Source organism: Bacillus salitolerans (assembly GCF_042680805.1).
GTDB classification, from domain to species: Bacteria; Bacillota; Bacilli; order Bacillales; family SA4; genus Bacillus_CJ; species Bacillus_CJ salitolerans.
In genome coordinates this window covers 74,076-92,267 of record NZ_JBHUEM010000045.1, presented here as the reverse complement: position 1 = coordinate 92,267, position 18,192 = coordinate 74,076, and the positions used below count along the sequence as shown (strand labels likewise).

At 35.9% G+C, this 18,192-nt stretch carries 24 protein-coding genes; 15 read left to right on the top strand and 9 right to left on the bottom strand.

Annotated features, from left to right (window positions below):
- Window positions 1–114 precede the first annotated feature (114 nt).
- The 7 genes from ACFSCX_RS18185 to ACFSCX_RS18155 all read left to right on the top strand — a co-directional run bounded on the left by ACFSCX_RS18185 (window position 115) and on the right by ACFSCX_RS18155 (window position 7,189).
- The gene (locus tag ACFSCX_RS18185; protein WP_377929662.1) at window positions 115–3,777 is read left to right on the top strand and encodes a dynamin family protein; all 3,663 of its coding nucleotides are present in this window, start codon (window positions 115–117) and stop codon (window positions 3,775–3,777) included.
- A 14-nt stretch (window positions 3,778–3,791) separates the two neighbouring features.
- A complete protein-coding gene (locus ACFSCX_RS18180) occupies window positions 3,792–3,986 on the top strand; it encodes a hypothetical protein (protein WP_377929661.1) in 195 nt (64 codons plus the stop codon).
- The gene (locus ACFSCX_RS18175; protein ID WP_377929660.1) at window positions 3,983–4,249 is read left to right on the top strand and encodes a YpbS family protein; all 267 of its coding nucleotides are present in this window, start codon (window positions 3,983–3,985) and stop codon (window positions 4,247–4,249) included. The genes ACFSCX_RS18180 and ACFSCX_RS18175 overlap by 4 nt, the downstream gene beginning before the upstream one ends.
- 1 nt (window position 4,250) lies before the next feature.
- Complete coding sequence (locus ACFSCX_RS18170; RefSeq protein WP_377929659.1) at window positions 4,251–5,081, top strand: sulfurtransferase; 831 nt, start codon at window positions 4,251–4,253, stop codon at window positions 5,079–5,081.
- A gap of 142 nt (window positions 5,082–5,223) precedes the next feature.
- Window positions 5,224–5,352, top strand: coding sequence for a hypothetical protein (locus ACFSCX_RS18165; protein WP_377929658.1), 129 nt, complete (start codon window positions 5,224–5,226; stop codon window positions 5,350–5,352).
- 187 nt (window positions 5,353–5,539) lie between these two features.
- Window positions 5,540–6,145: a hypothetical protein gene (locus tag ACFSCX_RS18160; protein ID WP_377929657.1), complete on the top strand. Its 606-nt coding sequence runs from the start codon at window positions 5,540–5,542 to the stop codon at window positions 6,143–6,145.
- Between the two features lie 171 nt (window positions 6,146–6,316).
- Window positions 6,317–7,189 (top strand): 5'-3' exonuclease, encoded by an 873-nt coding sequence (locus ACFSCX_RS18155; protein WP_377929656.1) that lies wholly within the window; start codon window positions 6,317–6,319, stop codon window positions 7,187–7,189.
- Between the two features lie 19 nt (window positions 7,190–7,208).
- On the opposite strand, the gene sspL is transcribed toward ACFSCX_RS18155, so the two are convergent.
- Window positions 7,209–7,337, bottom strand: a complete 129-nt coding sequence (gene sspL, locus ACFSCX_RS18150) for a small, acid-soluble spore protein L (RefSeq protein ID WP_377929655.1) — start codon at window positions 7,335–7,337, stop codon at window positions 7,209–7,211.
- A 103-nt stretch (window positions 7,338–7,440) separates the two neighbouring features.
- On the opposite strand from sspL, the gene ACFSCX_RS18145 reads away from it, so the two are divergent.
- Both ACFSCX_RS18145 and ACFSCX_RS18140 read left to right on the top strand, forming a co-directional pair.
- Window positions 7,441–7,902, top strand: a complete 462-nt coding sequence (locus ACFSCX_RS18145) for a divergent PAP2 family protein (RefSeq protein WP_377929654.1) — start codon at window positions 7,441–7,443, stop codon at window positions 7,900–7,902.
- A 70-nt stretch (window positions 7,903–7,972) separates the two neighbouring features.
- Complete coding sequence (locus tag ACFSCX_RS18140) at window positions 7,973–8,251, top strand: DUF6123 family protein (protein ID WP_377929824.1); 279 nt, start codon at window positions 7,973–7,975, stop codon at window positions 8,249–8,251.
- Between the two features lie 54 nt (window positions 8,252–8,305).
- Here ACFSCX_RS18140 and ACFSCX_RS18135 read toward each other — a convergent pair whose 3' ends face one another.
- A complete protein-coding gene (locus ACFSCX_RS18135) occupies window positions 8,306–9,223 on the bottom strand; it encodes a DMT family transporter (protein WP_377929653.1) in 918 nt (305 codons plus the stop codon).
- A gap of 17 nt (window positions 9,224–9,240) precedes the next feature.
- Entirely contained in the window at window positions 9,241–9,630 is a 390-nt protein-coding gene (locus tag ACFSCX_RS18130) for a reverse transcriptase-like protein (protein WP_377929652.1), read from the bottom strand.
- 155 nt (window positions 9,631–9,785) lie between these two features.
- On the opposite strand from ACFSCX_RS18130, the gene ACFSCX_RS18125 reads away from it, so the two are divergent.
- Together ACFSCX_RS18125 and ACFSCX_RS18120 are read left to right on the top strand one after the other, a co-directional pair.
- Window positions 9,786–10,445 carry a ribonuclease H family protein gene (locus ACFSCX_RS18125; RefSeq protein WP_377929651.1) on the top strand — a complete coding sequence of 220 codons (660 nt, stop codon included), beginning with the start codon at window positions 9,786–9,788 and terminating at the stop codon, window positions 10,443–10,445.
- Between the two features lie 18 nt (window positions 10,446–10,463).
- Window positions 10,464–10,640 (top strand): zinc-finger domain-containing protein, encoded by a 177-nt coding sequence (locus tag ACFSCX_RS18120; RefSeq protein ID WP_377929650.1) that lies wholly within the window; start codon window positions 10,464–10,466, stop codon window positions 10,638–10,640.
- 26 nt (window positions 10,641–10,666) lie between these two features.
- Here ACFSCX_RS18120 and ACFSCX_RS18115 read toward each other — a convergent pair whose 3' ends face one another.
- Entirely contained in the window at window positions 10,667–10,915 is a 249-nt protein-coding gene (locus ACFSCX_RS18115; protein WP_377929649.1) for a DUF2564 family protein, read from the bottom strand.
- A 161-nt stretch (window positions 10,916–11,076) separates the two neighbouring features.
- On the opposite strand from ACFSCX_RS18115, the gene ACFSCX_RS18110 reads away from it, so the two are divergent.
- Window positions 11,077–11,328, top strand: coding sequence for a hypothetical protein (locus ACFSCX_RS18110; RefSeq protein ID WP_377929648.1), 252 nt, complete (start codon window positions 11,077–11,079; stop codon window positions 11,326–11,328).
- Between the two features lie 23 nt (window positions 11,329–11,351).
- Here the strand turns inward: ACFSCX_RS18110 and ACFSCX_RS18105 are convergent, their stop codons facing one another.
- Complete coding sequence (locus ACFSCX_RS18105; protein WP_377929647.1) at window positions 11,352–12,455, bottom strand: MGDG synthase family glycosyltransferase; 1,104 nt, start codon at window positions 12,453–12,455, stop codon at window positions 11,352–11,354.
- A gap of 156 nt (window positions 12,456–12,611) precedes the next feature.
- Here ACFSCX_RS18105 and ACFSCX_RS18100 point away from each other — a divergent pair, with 156 nt between their 5' ends.
- On the top strand, window positions 12,612–13,178 hold the full coding sequence (locus ACFSCX_RS18100; RefSeq protein ID WP_377929646.1) for a YkoP family protein: 567 nt from the start codon (window positions 12,612–12,614) through the stop codon (window positions 13,176–13,178).
- 71 nt (window positions 13,179–13,249) lie between these two features.
- Window positions 13,250–14,098: a metallophosphoesterase gene (locus tag ACFSCX_RS18095; RefSeq protein ID WP_377929645.1), complete on the top strand. Its 849-nt coding sequence runs from the start codon at window positions 13,250–13,252 to the stop codon at window positions 14,096–14,098.
- A gap of 578 nt (window positions 14,099–14,676) precedes the next feature.
- On the opposite strand, the gene ACFSCX_RS18090 is transcribed toward ACFSCX_RS18095, so the two are convergent.
- Both ACFSCX_RS18090 and ACFSCX_RS18085 read right to left on the bottom strand, forming a co-directional pair.
- A complete protein-coding gene (locus ACFSCX_RS18090) occupies window positions 14,677–14,832 on the bottom strand; it encodes a hypothetical protein (RefSeq protein ID WP_377929644.1) in 156 nt (51 codons plus the stop codon).
- A 12-nt stretch (window positions 14,833–14,844) separates the two neighbouring features.
- Window positions 14,845–15,069: a DUF3892 domain-containing protein gene (locus ACFSCX_RS18085; protein WP_377929643.1), complete on the bottom strand. Its 225-nt coding sequence runs from the start codon at window positions 15,067–15,069 to the stop codon at window positions 14,845–14,847.
- A 120-nt stretch (window positions 15,070–15,189) separates the two neighbouring features.
- Between ACFSCX_RS18085 and ACFSCX_RS18080 the strand changes: the two genes are divergently transcribed.
- Window positions 15,190–15,879, top strand: coding sequence for a class I SAM-dependent methyltransferase (locus ACFSCX_RS18080; protein WP_377929642.1), 690 nt, complete (start codon window positions 15,190–15,192; stop codon window positions 15,877–15,879).
- A gap of 41 nt (window positions 15,880–15,920) precedes the next feature.
- Here ACFSCX_RS18080 and ACFSCX_RS18075 read toward each other — a convergent pair whose 3' ends face one another.
- On the bottom strand, window positions 15,921–16,889 hold the full coding sequence (locus ACFSCX_RS18075; RefSeq protein ID WP_377929641.1) for a metal-dependent hydrolase: 969 nt from the start codon (window positions 16,887–16,889) through the stop codon (window positions 15,921–15,923).
- Window positions 16,890–16,934: 45 nt separating this feature from the next.
- Entirely contained in the window at window positions 16,935–18,086 is a 1,152-nt protein-coding gene (locus tag ACFSCX_RS18070) for a diglucosyl diacylglycerol synthase (RefSeq protein ID WP_377929640.1), read from the bottom strand.
- Between the last annotated feature and the right edge of the window lie 106 nt (window positions 18,087–18,192).

Below are 18,192 nucleotides of genomic sequence, written 5' to 3'. Positions count from 1 at the left end.
ATTAGTCCTTTTTTGTATATTTTTTGTTTAATGATAGGAAAACGAACGTATTTGCAGTAAAATGTATAGTGATAATTCAGCTCAGGTGGATTTACACAAAGGGGAATGAAAGCAATGACTCAGCTAACAACTGGGAGACCAAGTCTATCACATGACGAACTAATGACAAATTTGACTGGTCTTTATGAGGAAATGAAAAAAAGTGATCAAGATCGAGCAAGAAAAATGGTTCAGTTGCTTAAAAAGGTACATGACCGTGAATATAGTATTGGGTTTTGCGGGCACTTTTCTGCTGGGAAATCCAGCATGATTAATGAACTAGCTGGCAATGAAATACTCCCATCCAGTCCGATTCCGACAAGTGCTAACCTAGTGAAAGTTAGAAGCGGTGAGGAGATTGCAAGAGTATACCTTTTCAATGGGGAAGTGTTGGAATTTCCGGCACCTTATGATTTGAATGAAATCAAGAAATTTTGCATGGATGGAGACGAAGTGGAATGGATTGAGATTAGTACAGCATCCTCTTACATTCCAGATGGAGTAACCATCTTAGATACTCCTGGAATTGACTCAGTCGATGATGCACATAGAGTTGCCACTGAATCTGCGCTTCACCTGGCAGATATCATTCTCTATATGATGGACTATAATCATGTTCAATCAGAAGTAAGCTTTCATTTTACAAAGAAGCTACAAGAAATGAACAAGCCCATTTATTTGGTTATTAATCAAATTGATAAGCATCAAGATTCAGAGCTTCCTTTTAACGAATTTCAACAAGGTGTTATTCGTTCATTTAGCGATTGGGGAGTTCATCCTGAAGGTATATTTTATACAAGCTTAAAAGATGAAACCAGTCCAAATAACCAGCTAAGTGATTTGAAATCTCTATTATCCTTAAAGTGGGAAAATCGTGATGAGGCTCTATTAGAGGGCGTGCAACATTCAGCTTCAACCTTAATAATGGAGCATATACAACGGCATGCTGAAGAAAGAACTACTGATTCAGAAAAGTGGTTAGAAAAAATAGCTCATTTAACAAAAGAACAAATAGACGAGCTGTCTAAAACAGTATCTTCTCTCCAGAAACATATTGTTGAAAAACGAGCAACTGTTGAAGAGGCTAAAATTTGGTTTAATAAAGAGTTAACAAAACTACTAGAAAGTGCTTATGTCATGCCATTCCAAACACGCGAGTTGGCAAAATTATTCCTAGAATCCATTCAGCCAGAGTTTAAAGTCGGATTTATATTTTCTAAGCAAAAGACAGAGACAGAAAGACAAGACCGATTACAAGCATTTTATGAAGATTTAATGGAAAAAGTAGAATCTCAAATTAATTGGCATGTAAAGGACCTTTTATCCACTTTCTTATCTAACTATGATTTAGAAGGAACATTTAGTACAGAACTTCATGATTTAAAGGTAGAAATGACGAAAGCAGATTTACACAATCTCGTAAAAACAGGTGCAAAAGTAACAGGAGACACCGTACTTCATTTTACAAACGATGTAGCAAATGAATGTAAGAAGCGATATAAGCATGAAGCTCACAAAATACTTGATACCTGGCTTGATTTTCTTCAGAAAAAAGTGGAAGCTGAGCTGCACGAATCAGAACAAGAGCTAAAAAAGTATGATGAGTATGTAGACGCTGTTCACTACTTAAATAATGTGAGAAGTGAATTAACCTCTCTAGAGAATCGCCTAAAAACGATACTGATGGAAGGACCCATGTCTGATGTACAGGAGGTAAAGCAATCACTACTTCATGCATTCAACGAAAAGAAGGCTACACAAGTCGTAGGGAAATATGAAGTCAAGAAAGAAAAGCCTAAAGCTCCCATTGCTTTAGAGGATAAACAGAATTCTTCAACTTTAACAAGAAATGTTGATCCGATGAAAATGGTTGAAAAAATTGAAGTGGTAACCTCGTCACTTAGAGGGTTAAAAGGTACTCAAACAATTGTTCAGCAATTAACCGATAAGGCAAATCGTTTAAAACATCAATCATTTACCATTGCATTGTTCGGGGCATTTAGTGCGGGCAAATCATCCTTTGCAAATGCATTAATGGGAACAAAATTATTACCTGTATCCCCAAATCCAACAACTGCAACCATTAATAAAATCAAGCCGGTAACAGATGAAATTCCGCATGGAACTGTGAAAGTCCAAGTAAAAGATCAAGAGCAGCTAGAAAAAGATTTACAATTCTCATTAAAATTCTTTGATCTTGCCTTCCACTCTATGCCAGAAGCTCTTAAGCTGATTGAAAAAGTATTACACCTGACAGACATTGAGCCACGTCAAAAACCACATTACAGTTTTTTAAAGGCTGTTCATAATGGTTATCATCAAATGAAAGACCATCTCGGTCAGCTATTATTTGTCGGTCTTGAAAAATTTGAAGAATTCGTGGCAAATGAAGAAAAATCATGTTTTGTGGAGTGGATAGATGTCCATTATGATTGTCCCCTAACGAAGCAAGGAATTACATTAGTTGATACCCCAGGGGCAGATTCTATAAATGCTAGACATACAGGGGTAGCCTTTGAGTATATTAAAAATGCTGATGCTATTCTCTTTGTAACCTATTATAATCATGCCTTCTCAAAGGCTGATCGAGAGTTCCTTATCCAGTTAGGACGTGTGAAGGATGCGTTCGAACTTGATAAAATGTTCTTTATGATCAATGCTGCTGATTTGGCCGCTTCTGAAGATGAGTTATTTCTTGTTACAGATTATGTAACAGATCAGCTTATGAGTTATGGTATACGTAACCCAAGGATTTATCCATTATCTAGTCAGCTTGCCTTAAAGGAAAAAGAAGGGGAGCCAATACATCATTCCGTATTAAAAAGCTCTGGGATAGCTCAATTTGAAACAGAGTTTAAGGATTTTATTAAGTATGAGTTAACGGAGCTTACTGTCGCTTCCGCAAGGTTAGATTTAAAGCGTGTAGAGCATATCATTAGTGAATATATTGAAACGGCTTTAATCGGTAATGAACAAAAAGAGCAACGAAAAGAAAAGTTAGAACAAGATTTTTCTCATATATTAGAATTGATACAGTCTATGTCGACTCAATCGTATGAACGTGCACTTGAGAAAGAAACAAAAGAGCTTGTGTATTACGTAAAGCAGCGAATATTTTTACGTTTTACCGACATGTTTACTGAATCGTTCCATCCATCAGTTTTATCTGATGAATCAAAGAACATTAAAAAAGCATTATCTCAATGCTTAGAGGAATTATTAGAATTTGTAGCATTTGATTTAGCACAGGAATTGCGTGCGACTAGTGTTCGATTGGAAGGCTTCATAAATAAACAGCTAACATCCATTCATCATTATACAAACGAAGAGATTTTAAAGTACCATGAATCATTGCAGCTTTCTTTCGTCGAGGGCGAAAAAATTAAGACACTCGATATACGAAGTGCTCTTCCGAATATAAATCGTGATCCTATTAACAAGGTGTTATCTTCCTTTAAAAATCCAAAGTCTTTCTTTGAAAAGAATGGGAAGAAACAAATGAGAGACGACCTCGAATCTGCTCTACAAAAGCCAGTTACTGACTATTTAGAAGAACGATCTCTAGAAATGGCACAATTTTATAAGGAAGAGTTCTTGAATAAAGTTAAAAACTGGCGAAATCATGGAGAGATAGAAGTTCAACACTATTTTGAAGGTCTTTTTGATATTTTATCTGAGAAAATGGATATTGAAGAGCTCAGAGGAATTCAAAGTAAAGTTTCAAGACTCATCCAATAAAGGGGGAAATGGATATGAACCCTTTTCATGCATGCGCAACTTGCATTCATTATCGTGTGGAAAAAAGTGAAAACTCATCTATTTTTACTTGCTCCCGTTTAGGATATGAAACAAAACCAAATTTTAAATTTAACTGTTGGACACCGAAGGATAACGTATATAAATTAATGGTAAAAAGAGGCATTATAAAGGAAGGAGAATCAATATGAGTGTTCATAAGGAAATAAGTGCTCATTCAAGAAAGCAGCATGCAATCTTAAAGGACTTTCTAAAGCTTGACGCATTGAGAGAAAGTTATATTGAAGAGGCTGTTGGAAGATGTAAGCAAGGATTAGCGTTTTCAACAACGAAAATTAATGAAGTGACAAACAAAATCAATGAGCTCGCCAAACAAGGTGTTGTACCGCAGCGTCAGTTAGTGACTGAAGAGATGATCATAGAATATGTAGAACGTGTAAAAGCAGGAAGCTAAGATGAAGTATATTAAATCAATGGATTGGCTGCTGTCCCATAGAAATGATGAGAGCGTTAGAATTGTCGATTGTCGATTTCAATTAGGAAAAAAGGATGCAGGTTATCAAAGCTATCTTGATGACCATATTGAAAATGCTGTTTACTTAGACCTTGAAAAGGATTTATCAGGTCAGGTTAAGGAGCATGGAGGAAGGCACCCTCTTCCCAATCTAAAAGAGCTTTCTCAAAAATTGGGAGAACTAGGAATTAGTAAGGATATTACGGTTATTGCCTATGATGATCAAAATGGCGCGATGGCATCGAGATTATGGTGGCTGCTTCAATATATCGGACATTCCCAATCGTTTGTCCTAAACGGAAGCTATTCCTTGTGGAAGGATAGGGGATATCCCACTAGCAATCAAATTCCTTCGTTCCAAAAGCATGAATTTATTCCGGTTATACAACCACAGTTACTCGCTAGTGTTTCAAACGTTCAAGGTAGTATAAACTCAAAGGACATCAACATCATTGATTCAAGAGAAGAAAGACGCTATTTAGGAATAGAAGAACCGATTGATCCTGTTGCAGGTCATATACCAGGCGCTAAGCATGCTTTTTGGCTAGATGGTTTTGAGCAAAATGGGTTATGGAAAGATACAGCTTCACAGCAATCAAGATTTTCAAATGTAGAAAAAGAGAAGCCAATCATTGTCTATTGTGGTTCAGGTGTAACTGCTTGTCCAAATGTATTAGCTCTTAAGGAAGCTGGCTTTGAGGATGTGAAGCTTTATATAGGGAGCTGGAGTGATTGGATTAGTTATCCTGATAACCCTATTGAAAAAGAATGAAGAGCTTTTTGGGGAAAATAGCCAAGTAAAGGCGAGACAAGAACCTTATTCACGATAAGGTTTTTTGTCTTTTTTCACCATTCATAATTCGTTCTTCAACAACTCAAACTATAAGGGTAAATAGCAAAAGGAGTTGAATATAATGGGTAGAACGAAGAATGCGAATGCAAATGCACAACGAAATGATAATGTGAAAAAAGGAAATGGACGTGAATTTGCTTCTTATGCAGAAGTTGAAGCTGAAAAAGCGAATGCTAAGGAAAAGCGTTAACTTTATCAACCTCCTGCAATGTTTGTGATTGGATGAATAAGAACAGATGATAACACGGCATTTGTGGGGGAAATTGTACAGAACTGGTCTTGCCGGTGGGCAAGGCTTTTTTTATTTGTAAAAAAATACTGACTATTCCCATTTATCTGTTAAAATGAAAGTAATGAATTTGGAGGAGGATATGGAAATGTATGGGTATACCATTACAAAGCGGAAACAATTTGATAGTACAAAATTCTTAATTTCACTTTCATTTATTTTAATATTATCGTGTTCATTTCTTCCGTTTGTGACCATTTATTCCTATCAAGATATTTTTATTAATCAAGGAGAATCTTGGTTCTTTGGAACACCTAATCAAAATTATCTATATTTTGCGGGTGCATTAATTTACTTTTCAATTTTAATCTTTGTATTCTTATTTTATCGAAATCGAAATTTAATGAATGATAAAAAGGTAAGGAAATTTCCATTTATTATATTATCACTTCCTGGATTTCTGCTCATGTTTATGACGTGTTACCATTTTTATTATTTTAATGATGAAGGGATCTATGTGAGTCCATTCTCACAACTCCATGTCAACCATTACGCATGGGATGAAGTGGTGGATGCTACTCAAATGCAAGAGGTGAGAAACGGAGTTATGTATGAAGCTGATCTTATGTTTACGTTTGAGAACGGTGATATTTTTAAACTCCCCGTTGATAGCGAGGTAAGGCTACACAAGAAACAAATCTATCAAAAGTTAAGGAAGCAAGGTATTGAGGTAAGGCGTGTTATTTCCCAGTAAGAGCAACATACATTAATGGATCTAACTATCATTTTTCTAAAGACCAAAAAAAGCAAAGTACCGAACGTCTAAGTGACGAGGTGAGCTTTGTTTTTCTTATTTTAATTGGACAACCTGCTTTAAGCATTTATGGTATAATAATGAAGCATTAATTTTGTAAGGAGTGTTAGTATGAATGATAAAAAGAATAGCATCCTACTTGTTGATGGGATGGCACTTTTATTTCGAGCATTTTATGCTACAGCGATTAATAACTACTTTATGATAAATAGTAAAGGAATTCCAACTAATGGTGTTCACGGCTTTGTCAAACACCTTTTCTCAGCCATTGATCACTTTAACCCAACACATGTAATTTGTTGCTGGGATATGGGAAGTAAGACTTTTCGAACTGAACAGTTTCCTGAATATAAGGCGAATCGTTCTGAGCCACCTGTCGAATTAATTCCTCAGTTTGATTTAGTTAAAGAGGTTGTGGAATCACTAGATATTCCTAATGTCGGACTTCACGGTTATGAAGCTGATGACTGTATCGGAACACTTGCCAAACAATATGCAACTGACCACTCTGTCATAATTGTGACAGGTGATAAAGATATACTTCAGCTATTGGAAGAAAATATTTCAGTTGCCATTGTCCGAAATGGATTTGGAAATTATGATGTATATGGTCCAGAAAGACTGTTTGAGGAGAAAGGCATAACTCCAAGACAGATGATTGATTTAAAGGCCCTTATGGGTGATCCGAGCGATAACTATCCAGGTGTAAAGGGTATTGGTGAAAAAACGGCGCTAAAATTGTTAATTGAATATGGAAGTGTTGAAGGAATTCTTGAGAATCTCCCAAATCTTACAAAATCACAACGCGGAAAAATTGAAGATGGTCTAGAAATGCTTCAATTATCACACCAACTTGCTCGCATTCATTGTGAAGTACCTGTTGATTGTGCATTAGAAACAGCAGAGTTTAAGGTCAATAAAGAAAGAGCGTTAACTACCTTTAAAGAACTGGAGTTTAAAGGACTCGATCGCTTAATCGGTTAAGGAATGGGGAGACCCATTCCTATTTTGTATTCGTCTTTTTGGCAGCCTCTTCTAAAGTTGATTTAGGATCAGGAGTTGGAACATCTTGGGCAAAACCTTGAGGATTTATTCCGTGCGGAACTTGACCACGACCAGCTTTCTTACTCATTAGTATCACCTCCATTTCATATTGTTTGAGCATGTATTAGCAATTATGTAATATGTGAATAGTTTCTTTCTTCATCTTGAAAACTAACAAAGAGGTGAAGAGAATGAACAAAGGAGTTATGACCGCCCTAACAACAATCGGAATCGCACAATTTCTAAAGATACCTATAAAAAAAATAAAGACAGGTAAATGGGATTGGAAAACATTTACTGAAACAGGAGGCATGCCAAGTTCCCATTCGGCAGGAGTAACATCTCTTGCAACTTATATTGCGCTAGAGCGAGGAACACCTACAATAGATTTTGCATTAGCTTCTGTTTTCGGTCTTATTGTCATGTATGATGCACAAGGAATTAGGCGTCAAACAGGGGAGTTGACGATTGCTGTTAATCAACTTGATGAAAAACTTGAACGTATTCAAGGAGAACGAGAAACTCATCAACATGACAGAAGGCAAAGAAAGTTAAAGGAAATGCTTGGGCATCAGCCTGAAGAGGTAGTGGGTGGAGCATTGTTAGGTGTGTTAGCAGGTGCAATTTCTCACATTTTGACAAATAAACGATAGTCAAAATGAAAATTAACTTGTATCATAAAATAAGAAACTTGTCGAAATAAGGGATGGGGAAACGGTGTCAGTGAAGGTAAAGCAAACAGTGGAAGATTACATTGAATTTTTACAGCAGAAGGGGTTTCATTTTGGGGAAGAAGAGTTAGGATTTATTTCGTTTGGCCAAATGTATTCTGGTACTATGGATGAACAAGTGATTGCAGCAATTGAAATCACGTTAAAAGGACAAAGGTATTTTGATGGAAGTTATTTTATTGCCTTGCTCGAACAATTAAAAGAACATAATATTATTCACAAAAACGATGCATTTCAATATGCCATTCAAAGAGGCATATTCGTAGAATAAATACCCGCCAAGCTAGGCGGGTATTTATTTGCTTAAAGTGGTTGATATTTGCGTTTATGAAGCTTGATGGACCACATTGCTTTTTCGTTTCTTCTTTTCAGGTAATTCCGCAAAAATCATCCCACAGAAGATAAAGATACATCCTACCAATGCCATTATTCCTAATCGTTCGCTTGCCCAAAAATAAGCAGTAACTGCAGCAAAGACAGGCTCAGTTGCAAAAATTAACGCAACTCGTGTTGGAGTGGTGTATTGCTGTAATTTCGTTTGAGCAAAGAAAGCAAAAGCCGTTGCTAAGAAAGATGTTACAAGTAAAGCAATGACAACTTCTTTTTCAAATATGATTTGAGGGTTTAAGGCTAGTTTCCAGTCTTCAAATAGTAATGAAAAAATTATGGACAAAATAGATACAGCTAGAATTTGTCCTAGTGTTAGCAAAAGTGTAGGAAAAGCATTCGTATACTTACTAATTAAGATGATGTGCATAGCAAAAGCAACAGCACAGCCTAAGACAAGGATATCACCCATATTAAATGAAAAATTATCACCAATTGTCAAAAGAAACAAACCAATAACTGCTATAACTGAACCAACAATCGCAACTAATCTAGGTTTTTGTTTCAAAAGAACAAATGCAAATAAAGGAACTAATACAACACTCAAGCCTGTGATAAACCCTGCTTTTGAAGAGGATGTATAGAGTAATCCAAATGTTTGTAAGGCATACCCTAAAAATAAACTGGTCCCAATCACGATACCGGCTAAGAAAAATGGTTTGTTGATAGCTTTTAATTGTTCTCTTTTAAAAAGCAGTAACCAAATGAGTAATAGAAGAGATGCTATTGAAAACCGGATTGCATTAAATGTAAACGGCTCTAAAAATGAAATAGCTTGTTGGACAAGAACAAAAGTTGCCCCCCAAATAAATGCAACAAAAAGTAAAATACTGTCTGCTAGTAGTGCCTTTTTCATGGTTTGTTTCCTCACTATCATTTATTTTGCCTAATGGCTTCCCTTGCGAGTTTATCAGCCATTTGATTTTCTTCACTAGGTATCCATTTGATAAAAAATAAATCAATTTGCTTGGAAAGCTCCATCGCTTTTTCTAGCAATGGAATGAATTGTTTATTTTTCACATATTCTTTTTCCATAGCACGATCAACAAGCTGAGAATCCGTTCGAAACGAGACAAGATGAAACTTTCGAACAATACAAATCTCAAGTGCTTTGATTAAGGAGTAGTATTCTGCTTCGTGATTCGACATAATGCCTAAAGGAATAGAGTGCTTTTCTAAAATGCCATTTCCCTTTATATAAATACCAGCTCCAGATGGACCTGGATTACCTGCGCTAGCACCATCTATATATACTTCAATCAATAGAAAACCCCCTCATTTATTGATTCATGAGTCATACTATAACATTGATTTTATTTTGAGAGAAGAGGAATAATATTATGCCTTGCAGAATTTTGAATAAGCATATGAAAGTAAGGAAAAATGAAAGTACGAAGTTTTTTGGAGGCTGAAGTGGTATGAATGTATATATGGAATGGACATATAAAACGACTAAAAACGTAGAGATTGTTTTAACATCTGACCTCGTACCTGCCAAACAGGCGTTAATCATCGCAAATGATTTTATGAAGACAGGTAGAACAAAAGAACTTTACTTTTATGATGAGAACGATACAAAGTGGTCGAAAAAGGAATTTGAGAAACTCCTCGAAGAAATTGTAGAAGAACCTCATGATATCGAGGTGTATTTTGATGGGGGATATGATGTCGACTCCCAAAAAGCAGGAGTCGGAATTGTTATTTATTACTCAAGAAACAATCAGGATTTTCGAATTCGCTCAAACAATGTTCTCGATCAGTTAGATTCTAACAATGAAGCGGAATACGCAGCTTTTTGGGAAGCTGTGTTGCAGTTAGAGGAATTAGGTGTTCAAAACATTTCGGTGCATTTTAAAGGAGATTCGCAAGTGGTGCTAAATCAGCTCTCTGGCGAGTGGCCATGCTTTGAGGATGAATTTACAAAATGGTTAGACCGAATTGAAGAAAAAATAAAAAATCTTGGTATCAAACCAAAGTACTCCGCGATCTCTAGAAAAGAAAATAAAGAGGCTGATCAACTTGCTTCCCAAGCACTACAGGGTATAGAGGTTACCAGCCATCTGAATCTATCTGAATAAAGAGAGGAGATAGGGGAGGTGGAGCAAAAAAAAGTTTTGCTAGAAGTTAACCATCTACTAGACACTTATTGTGAGCAATGTTTTCTTAACTCCTATTTTAAAAAAGAGTATGGAAAATGCTATGCTCAACGTTTTTGTATTCATGAGTGTACAGTAGGTCAAAAATTAAAAAAATATGGTGAAAAGTTATCATAAAAAAGGAGTGAATTGAATCACTCCTTTTACTGTTTTGCTTCATTCAGTTGTTCTTCGATTTGGGTTAAGAAGGTCTCCTGCTGTTGTAAAAATTCCTCATCAACACCAGTGCCATTGTTCATTGCGTCACGTAATTGCTGCCTGGCATCCGCAATTGCTTGAGTGGCATCAGATAGTTGCTCCTTGTCCATGCTCATTGTAGCGGAGCCAACCATTTTTTGAGCGGCGATTACTGACATTTCTACTTGCTTTAAATCATTAAATGGTTCTGACATTACTTTAGCTCCTTTCGAATCATCAAAATTAGAATCACCCAAAATATTATTTATATTCATTAGAAGGATTTAATATATTCACTAAGATAAAACTGCCTTATGCAGAATACTCTATTATTCTCTCACATAATATGGAATAAATGTATGATGGGAGTGGGAAGATGCTACAAACTTCGATAAATGGCATTCCAGCTGTAATTCGGTTTTCCCTACAATTTATCGGCAAGGACTCAGTCACGACAGAAGAGGTATTGCAAATAGTTAGCCGTGTGAATGTTTTAAATTACAAAAACGAATGCTTTGCGATAAAGGACCCATCCATTGGAATGATTGTCGTATATGTACACGAAGGACAGGACGTTTTAGATGTTCAAATATTACAGGTCATCAAATTAGAACATATCGTAGAGTAGGACGGTGTGTAAGCCGTCCTTCTTTACATACATGATTTCAGTATGTAATCAGCGGGACTCGTACTACAAAGCGAGTTATGATAGTTCTCATAAGAAGTATTTAGTGTAGTGGAGTGAATAATTTGCTTAATTTGTTGTTCCAATTGTGTATAGGAATCAGCTTCATTCATTAATGTAATTAATTTCTCTTGTACAAGAGCGTCCACATTTATTTTCTCTTGCCCGGGTAAGTGTCCATAAACAAGAATCGGTAACCTTTTATGCAAGCACTCACTCAATGTTACTCCTCCGGGTTTTGTTAAAACAGCTTGTACCTGATTGTATAAACGATTTAATGATTCTTTTGAAGAGATATAGGAGTATGGTGTAATTCTTGGATGAGATCGTTTCTTTAATTGGTCGTGGAGACCGGTATTTTTTCCACATAACACGTGAAAGTGTATATCTGCATCATAGGGAACGTTAGAGAGTAATTTATGAATATTTCCAACACCTAGGCTCCCTCCAGAGACAAGGACAGAAGTAATAGAGTTTGAAGGAACATCTGTTTCTCGTTTTACATACTCTTTGTAAATGGGGTGAATCGGTATACCTGTTTGGTAGATTTTTGTTTCATTTACACCCTTTTTCTGTAAAAAATATCTCATGGAATTTAGAGAAATAAAGTGTGCATCTACCTCCTGTATCCCCCAAAGATGATGGATGAAATAATCTGTATATATGTTCACGATTTTACAGGTGCAATATCCTTCCTCTTTCAATTTACAAACTAAGTAAGAAGGTAAAGCGTGTGAGCAAACGATAATATCTGGCTGCTTTTCCTCAAGAAGTCTTTTCATATACGGAATAAACAAAACTTCATATGTACGGAACGTTTTTACTAAATCCAGTTTCGTATATACAGATTTTTGATAGATCCAGTGATACACAGACGGAAAATAGTGGATCCATTTTAAATATAGGGCGGACACGATTGGCTCTATAAACTTGTAGGAATAACTGAGAATATCAACCTTTTCACAAGTTGTTTGTTTATCTCTCATTTTTAATTCATCCATTATGCTATGTGCAACTTGATGGTGCCCTGAGGAAATTTGTAATAAAGGTAAAAATAAAATCTTTGCCATTCACATCACCTAAGGAGAGTATTTTTTATTAGTATGAAGAATTCCTTTACTGTTATGTATGCTTGTTTTTCTCAACCATATATTACCTAACTAAAGTAAAATGGTTTTGGTGAAAATGTTAGTGAAATCGAAATGTTGAAAGAAGGATGAATGGATATGACAAATACATTGCGAGGTTGGTTTGTCTTCTTATGGTACCTCCTGGACCCCATTTATTATTCCTTAACTAGATTGAAGTATGTTAAAGATGAAGCCAAACAAAACTTGATATTTAGGGTTCGATTGACGACCTACAAAGGTAGGCAAGTATTATTATCTGATGGTACTCTCATAAACAAAAATGATAAATTGATTAAAATTCACCTGCATAATGCCAGGTTGTTAAAGGAATTAATGGATGTTCCAAGTGAAGTATCAAGAGCGAGGATTATATTTCAAAAAGTTCTTGAAGGATTACCTGCTCTCGCGGAATATATTGAACAACATCCCGACAAAAATGAGATAAAAGGCATAATAGGGATCACAACGTTACATCGTGGTTGTAGCCGCTTAGGATTTGAAACGGTTCATCTTAGTAACCAAGTGTATAAATTCATCAAAACCGTAACATTTTTGAGCATTTGGTTTCTTTCTTCCAATCAGTTTTCTTTAAAACATTTTTTTAAGCAACAACCGAAATATTTATTTATGTCAAAAACATCCTTAAACAATCGTTATAGGTAATGTTAACAACAACTACCACTATTAATCTCTAAATCCTTTCCCTATAATGGGACTTAAGGAGGGGATATAATTTGGTAGTTGTTTTATTATTGCTTGCCTTACTTGCCTTACTGATTTATGGTTATCGACTAGGGAACCGAAATACTAGTGATATTACCATTCAACATATAAATGCACTAACCTCTGAATCTACTAATTCTCTAAACCTATCTGTTCTTCACCTTTCTGACTTACATTTAGAAAACATCTCCATTACTCCAGACGAGCTATATGAAAAAGTTAAATCAAAACCCGTCGACTTAATTGCTTTAACAGGTGACTTCCTTGATCGTACGAGAACGATTCCAAAGCTAACAGCTTATCTTGAAGTTCTAAAAAGATTAAACCCAACTTACGGAACTTATGCAGTTTTCGGAAATCATGATTATGTGTTACGAACTAAGTCTTTTCAGAAGCTTCAACATTTGCTTGAGGAATACGGTTGTAAAACATTAAAGAATGAGTCCATTGAAATCCAAACAGATCAAGGAATGTTACAAATCATCGGAATCGACGATTTCAGTACGAACAGAAGTGATATAAAATCATCATATAAGAATGTTGGAGAAGGATTTAAGCTCGTATTAACTCATGATCCTAATGTAGTAATGCATATGAAAGACTATCATTTTGATTATTTATTATCAGGTCATTTCCATGGTGGTCAAATTTGTTGGCCAAAGCCATATCACCTTGTGAAGATGGGAAAACTCGTTCGTCTAAATATGGTAAAGGGATTGCATTATTATGATGGGAAGCCATTCTATATAAGTGAGGGTCTTGGACAGACAGGTGTTAACATTCGAGTAGGTAGTAGACCAGAAATTACGTTCCATACATTGCCTGTATCAGAAACAAGAACACTATCGTTTTCTTCTTAAAGCTGTGCTGATGCGCGGCTTTTTATTTTAGTAAGGTTTTGAATAGACCTCATTTGCTCTACTTAGCGAATGATCCTCACACTACAAAGTTGCTGATAATAAGTCAAGTAGATATTACTAGAAAAGATGATAGCCCGGTCGAGTTGATATCGAATAGAAGAGTTGATGATACCAAGTTCAAGGTTGATGATAAAACAAACATAGTTGCCGATAAAAAGGCTAATGTTGATGATAAACAAAAAAGTTGCTGATAAAATTAAAAAGTTGATGATAAACCATCGTAGTTGCTGAAAAAAAAGACAAAGTTGCTGATAAAATTACTAGAGTTGCTGATATAGAGTTCAAACATAAAAAACTAGTTCATCTTTTATACCAGAATGACATAAAAATGAGCACAATTTTTCCCTCTCCATTAAAAAATGGCTATTTTTCTTCTAAAAAAAATAAAAATAGAGCCAGAATTTCATTAAAATCATGGCAAAATCCAATGTCTAGAAATTCTCCAAACAACACTGAAACCTACATAACAAACAATAACTAAACCGAGTGAACTACAAGTATCACTCGGTCGTTAAGACTTATTCTTCTGGGTTTGTTTTATCACTTTTTGCCTTACTGCGCTTGTTTCCTTTATTATTATCGCCAGGGATCTGTTCAGCACTAAACTCTTCTAAATGATTGCCACGCTTTGGCGAATTTTGATTTTCGCTCCCTTTGTTAGGTATCTTGGTCATATGAAACACCTCCTAAAAAGTTGGTAATTGATCCAGATTGTTTAACTTGTCATGGTCAGGGTTGCTTCGGATATACGTATCTCCGTCTCTTCCCTCAAACGTATTAACGCCATCAATGGAACCTGATTGAACTTCCCATACGGCATCATCATAAGGTAGTATGCGCCCCGAGGAAGTTTTAAATGCTATTATATCTCCGTCACTATTTTTTTGAACGGCAACAAATGTTTCACTCATCATAACAATCCTCCCTTATCCATATCTTTACCAGCAATGACAAGATTATGAATAGGAACTACCGAATACTAATATAAGATGAGATAATAGATGAGGAAGAGAAAAGGGAGGTATACATATATGTTTGAATGGCATAAAGAAGCACAAAAAAAATGGGATGATCGTGCTGACTATTGGAACCAAAATAGTCAGGAAATGTGGGATGAAGGAAGTAGAAGCACAATCCTTCCTTTCTTTAAGAAACATGTTCAATCCCCATGTAAAGTATTAGATGTTGGGTGCGGAGACGGATATGGCTCATACAAGCTTAATCAAAATGGATATTATGTAACAGGTCTAGATATATCAGGTCAAATGATAGAGAAGGCAAAAACCCGTGGTGAGACGAATAAATTAAATTTTGTCCAAGGTGATGTAAGGGAGCTAGCTTTTTCCAATCATGAATTTGATGCCATTATGGCAATAAACTCTCTTGAATGGACGGAAGTCCCATTAAAAGCACTACTAGAGTTAAAGCGTGTAGTAAAACTAGGAGGCTACTTATGTATTGGATTGCTAGGTCCTACGGCAATGCCAAGAGCGAATAGTTTTCCAAGATTGTACGAAGAAGAGGTCATTTGTAATACAATGATGCCTTGGGAACTGGAGCAGCTTGCAACTGAGAATGGGTTGACCGTGATTGATGGTCATGGTGTATATAAAAAAGATGTGACCACAAGGCACTTAGAAGGTCTTCCTAATCAAATGAAACAAGCGTTAACGTTTATGTGGGTGTTCATGATGAGGAAGAATGAAGCTTTGGAGAAGTAGGAAATAGGCTACTTAGGAGATCGTAGCCTTTAAACGTTTTTTTATATAGATAACTTTTTCCCGACTTCATTGGGTTGGTGAACCCATCCCATATACGAGGTTGAAATCTCTAGATTTTGGTTTAATTTTACCGAAGCCATAAATGGATAATGGTTTCTTGACCGAAACCGTAAATCGAACCAGCGGACTTCATAACCATTTGGTTGATTGATAACCAAAACATGCGCATAATTAGTACTAGATAGAAAATCGCGTACTTTTTTGTCCTGCCGAGCGATTTGGACCAGTTGGTGATTGGTTATCTCATTGTGAAATGTATGTTTGATTGAGACTACTTTGTTTTTTATTGTCCCCACATAACTTTTGGAATTGGTTTTAATAATAAAATCCCAGTTCACCCATGATTTGGTTGGGATCACTGTATAATGGCCATCAATCCTGCAGTGGGATTGTAAGAATTTGATCGTTCGTTTCATACTTAAATATCTCTCTAACAGATAGATAAACAAGACAATGTATATTGTTAAGAAGGTGAGGCCAGGGTTTAAACCATTCAACCACAAGACGAAGCCTGCGATATGTATGATCATAATGAACGGATCAAATAAAGGAATGCAATTTAAAGCTAACCATTTTCGATTCCATGGTCTTGCTGCTTGCGTTCCATAAACATTAAATACATCGAAAAGCACATGAAGGATGACACTTAGCATTGTCCAAGCAAATAGATGAAAAAAACTTATATCAATAAAGAATAGCCAGACTATACTTGAAATAGCAATCGCCCATAAAGGTAATGCCGGCAAGGTGTGTGATAAGCCCCGGTGATTTCGGTAGTATGCACTATTCCCTTTTAACTTATAAACGAAATCAAAATCAGGGGCATTTGATCCAACTACAGCTCCAATTAAGACTGCATTTGCAAGTTCTGGGTTACTTGAGACAGCGGGGTCTAGGTAGGAAAGAGCTGCTAGGCCAACCCCCATGGTTATGTGTGTACTTGTATCCATTTTCGGCCTCCCGTATGATAGGATGAAAGGGACAATGTCATCAAACTATGAATAAATTGACTGAAGAAGCTCGTTTCGAGTAAACATTTTACTTTCTAGTAAGATGTCATCAATGATTGATTGAGCAGCGTTCTCTTTATGAATTTGTTTCATTTGGCTTTTCATATATAAGAGCTTTTGATCATTCGTTAGAAGTTTTCTAGTTTCATCAATTACTTCTTCTTGTCGATTTACGATAATAGCAGCACCTTTTTTTTGAAAATATAGGGCGTTTTCTTTTTCCTGACCAGGAACAGGCCTATATAAGATAACTGGTAAGCCCATAGCCGCAGCCTCACTTAACGTAATACCGCCAGGCTTCGTTATCATACAAGTTGCCATCCTAAACATTTCATCAACTCGTTCAACATAACCAAATATATGAAGTCTACCTGAAAAATGTGGCTTGATCTCTTCTAAATCTTCTTTAAGAGATTCATTTTTGCCACAAATCACTAAGACTTGTGTAGTTGGATCTGATAGTAGACCTTTACAAAGCTCTTTTGTGTTTTTTAATACGCCATGAGCTCCAGCCATCAATAGGACTACCTTTTTAGATGGATCAAGTCCATATTTTTTATATAAAACTGAAGGCTTTAATTGTTTCTCAAACGTTGATCTGATCGGGATTCCACTAACGAAAACTTTAAAGGAAGGAACTCCGAATCTAACCATTTTTCGTTTTAGATCTTCGTTAGAGACGTAATACTTATCAATTGCATGATGTATCCAAATACGGTGCAAACAAAAATCAGTCAGAACATTAAAGGTGGGAATTACAATGCCGGTGTTGTTCCTAAATTCGGGGACGACGTTAATGGGAAAAGTATTAATAATAATATTAGGCTGCTCTCGCCCAATAATGTGCGTTAATCGCCTCATCCCAAAATTCTTATACCAGCTAGATACTTTCTTATTATGGAATCTTTCAACACCGTAATAAAACATACGGTAAAATTGGGGACCAATCGTAAAACACTTTAAATATAGATACTGGGTAATGTCAGTCATGATTGGATATGTTTCTGCAAAGAAATCACAGATGGTGACATCTCGTATTCCCTTTTCAAAGCATATGTTTTGTAATGTTTTTGCAACTTGCATATGACCATTTCCATAACTTGCGGTGAGAATTAAGATTTTAGGACGATTACTCACTTCGTTCACTCCTAACAAAAAGTTTGAACCTGCAAACCGGCATATCCACGATACCTCATAAGTTAACATATGATTGTAAGGAGAATATGAAAGGACATTGCGAAAA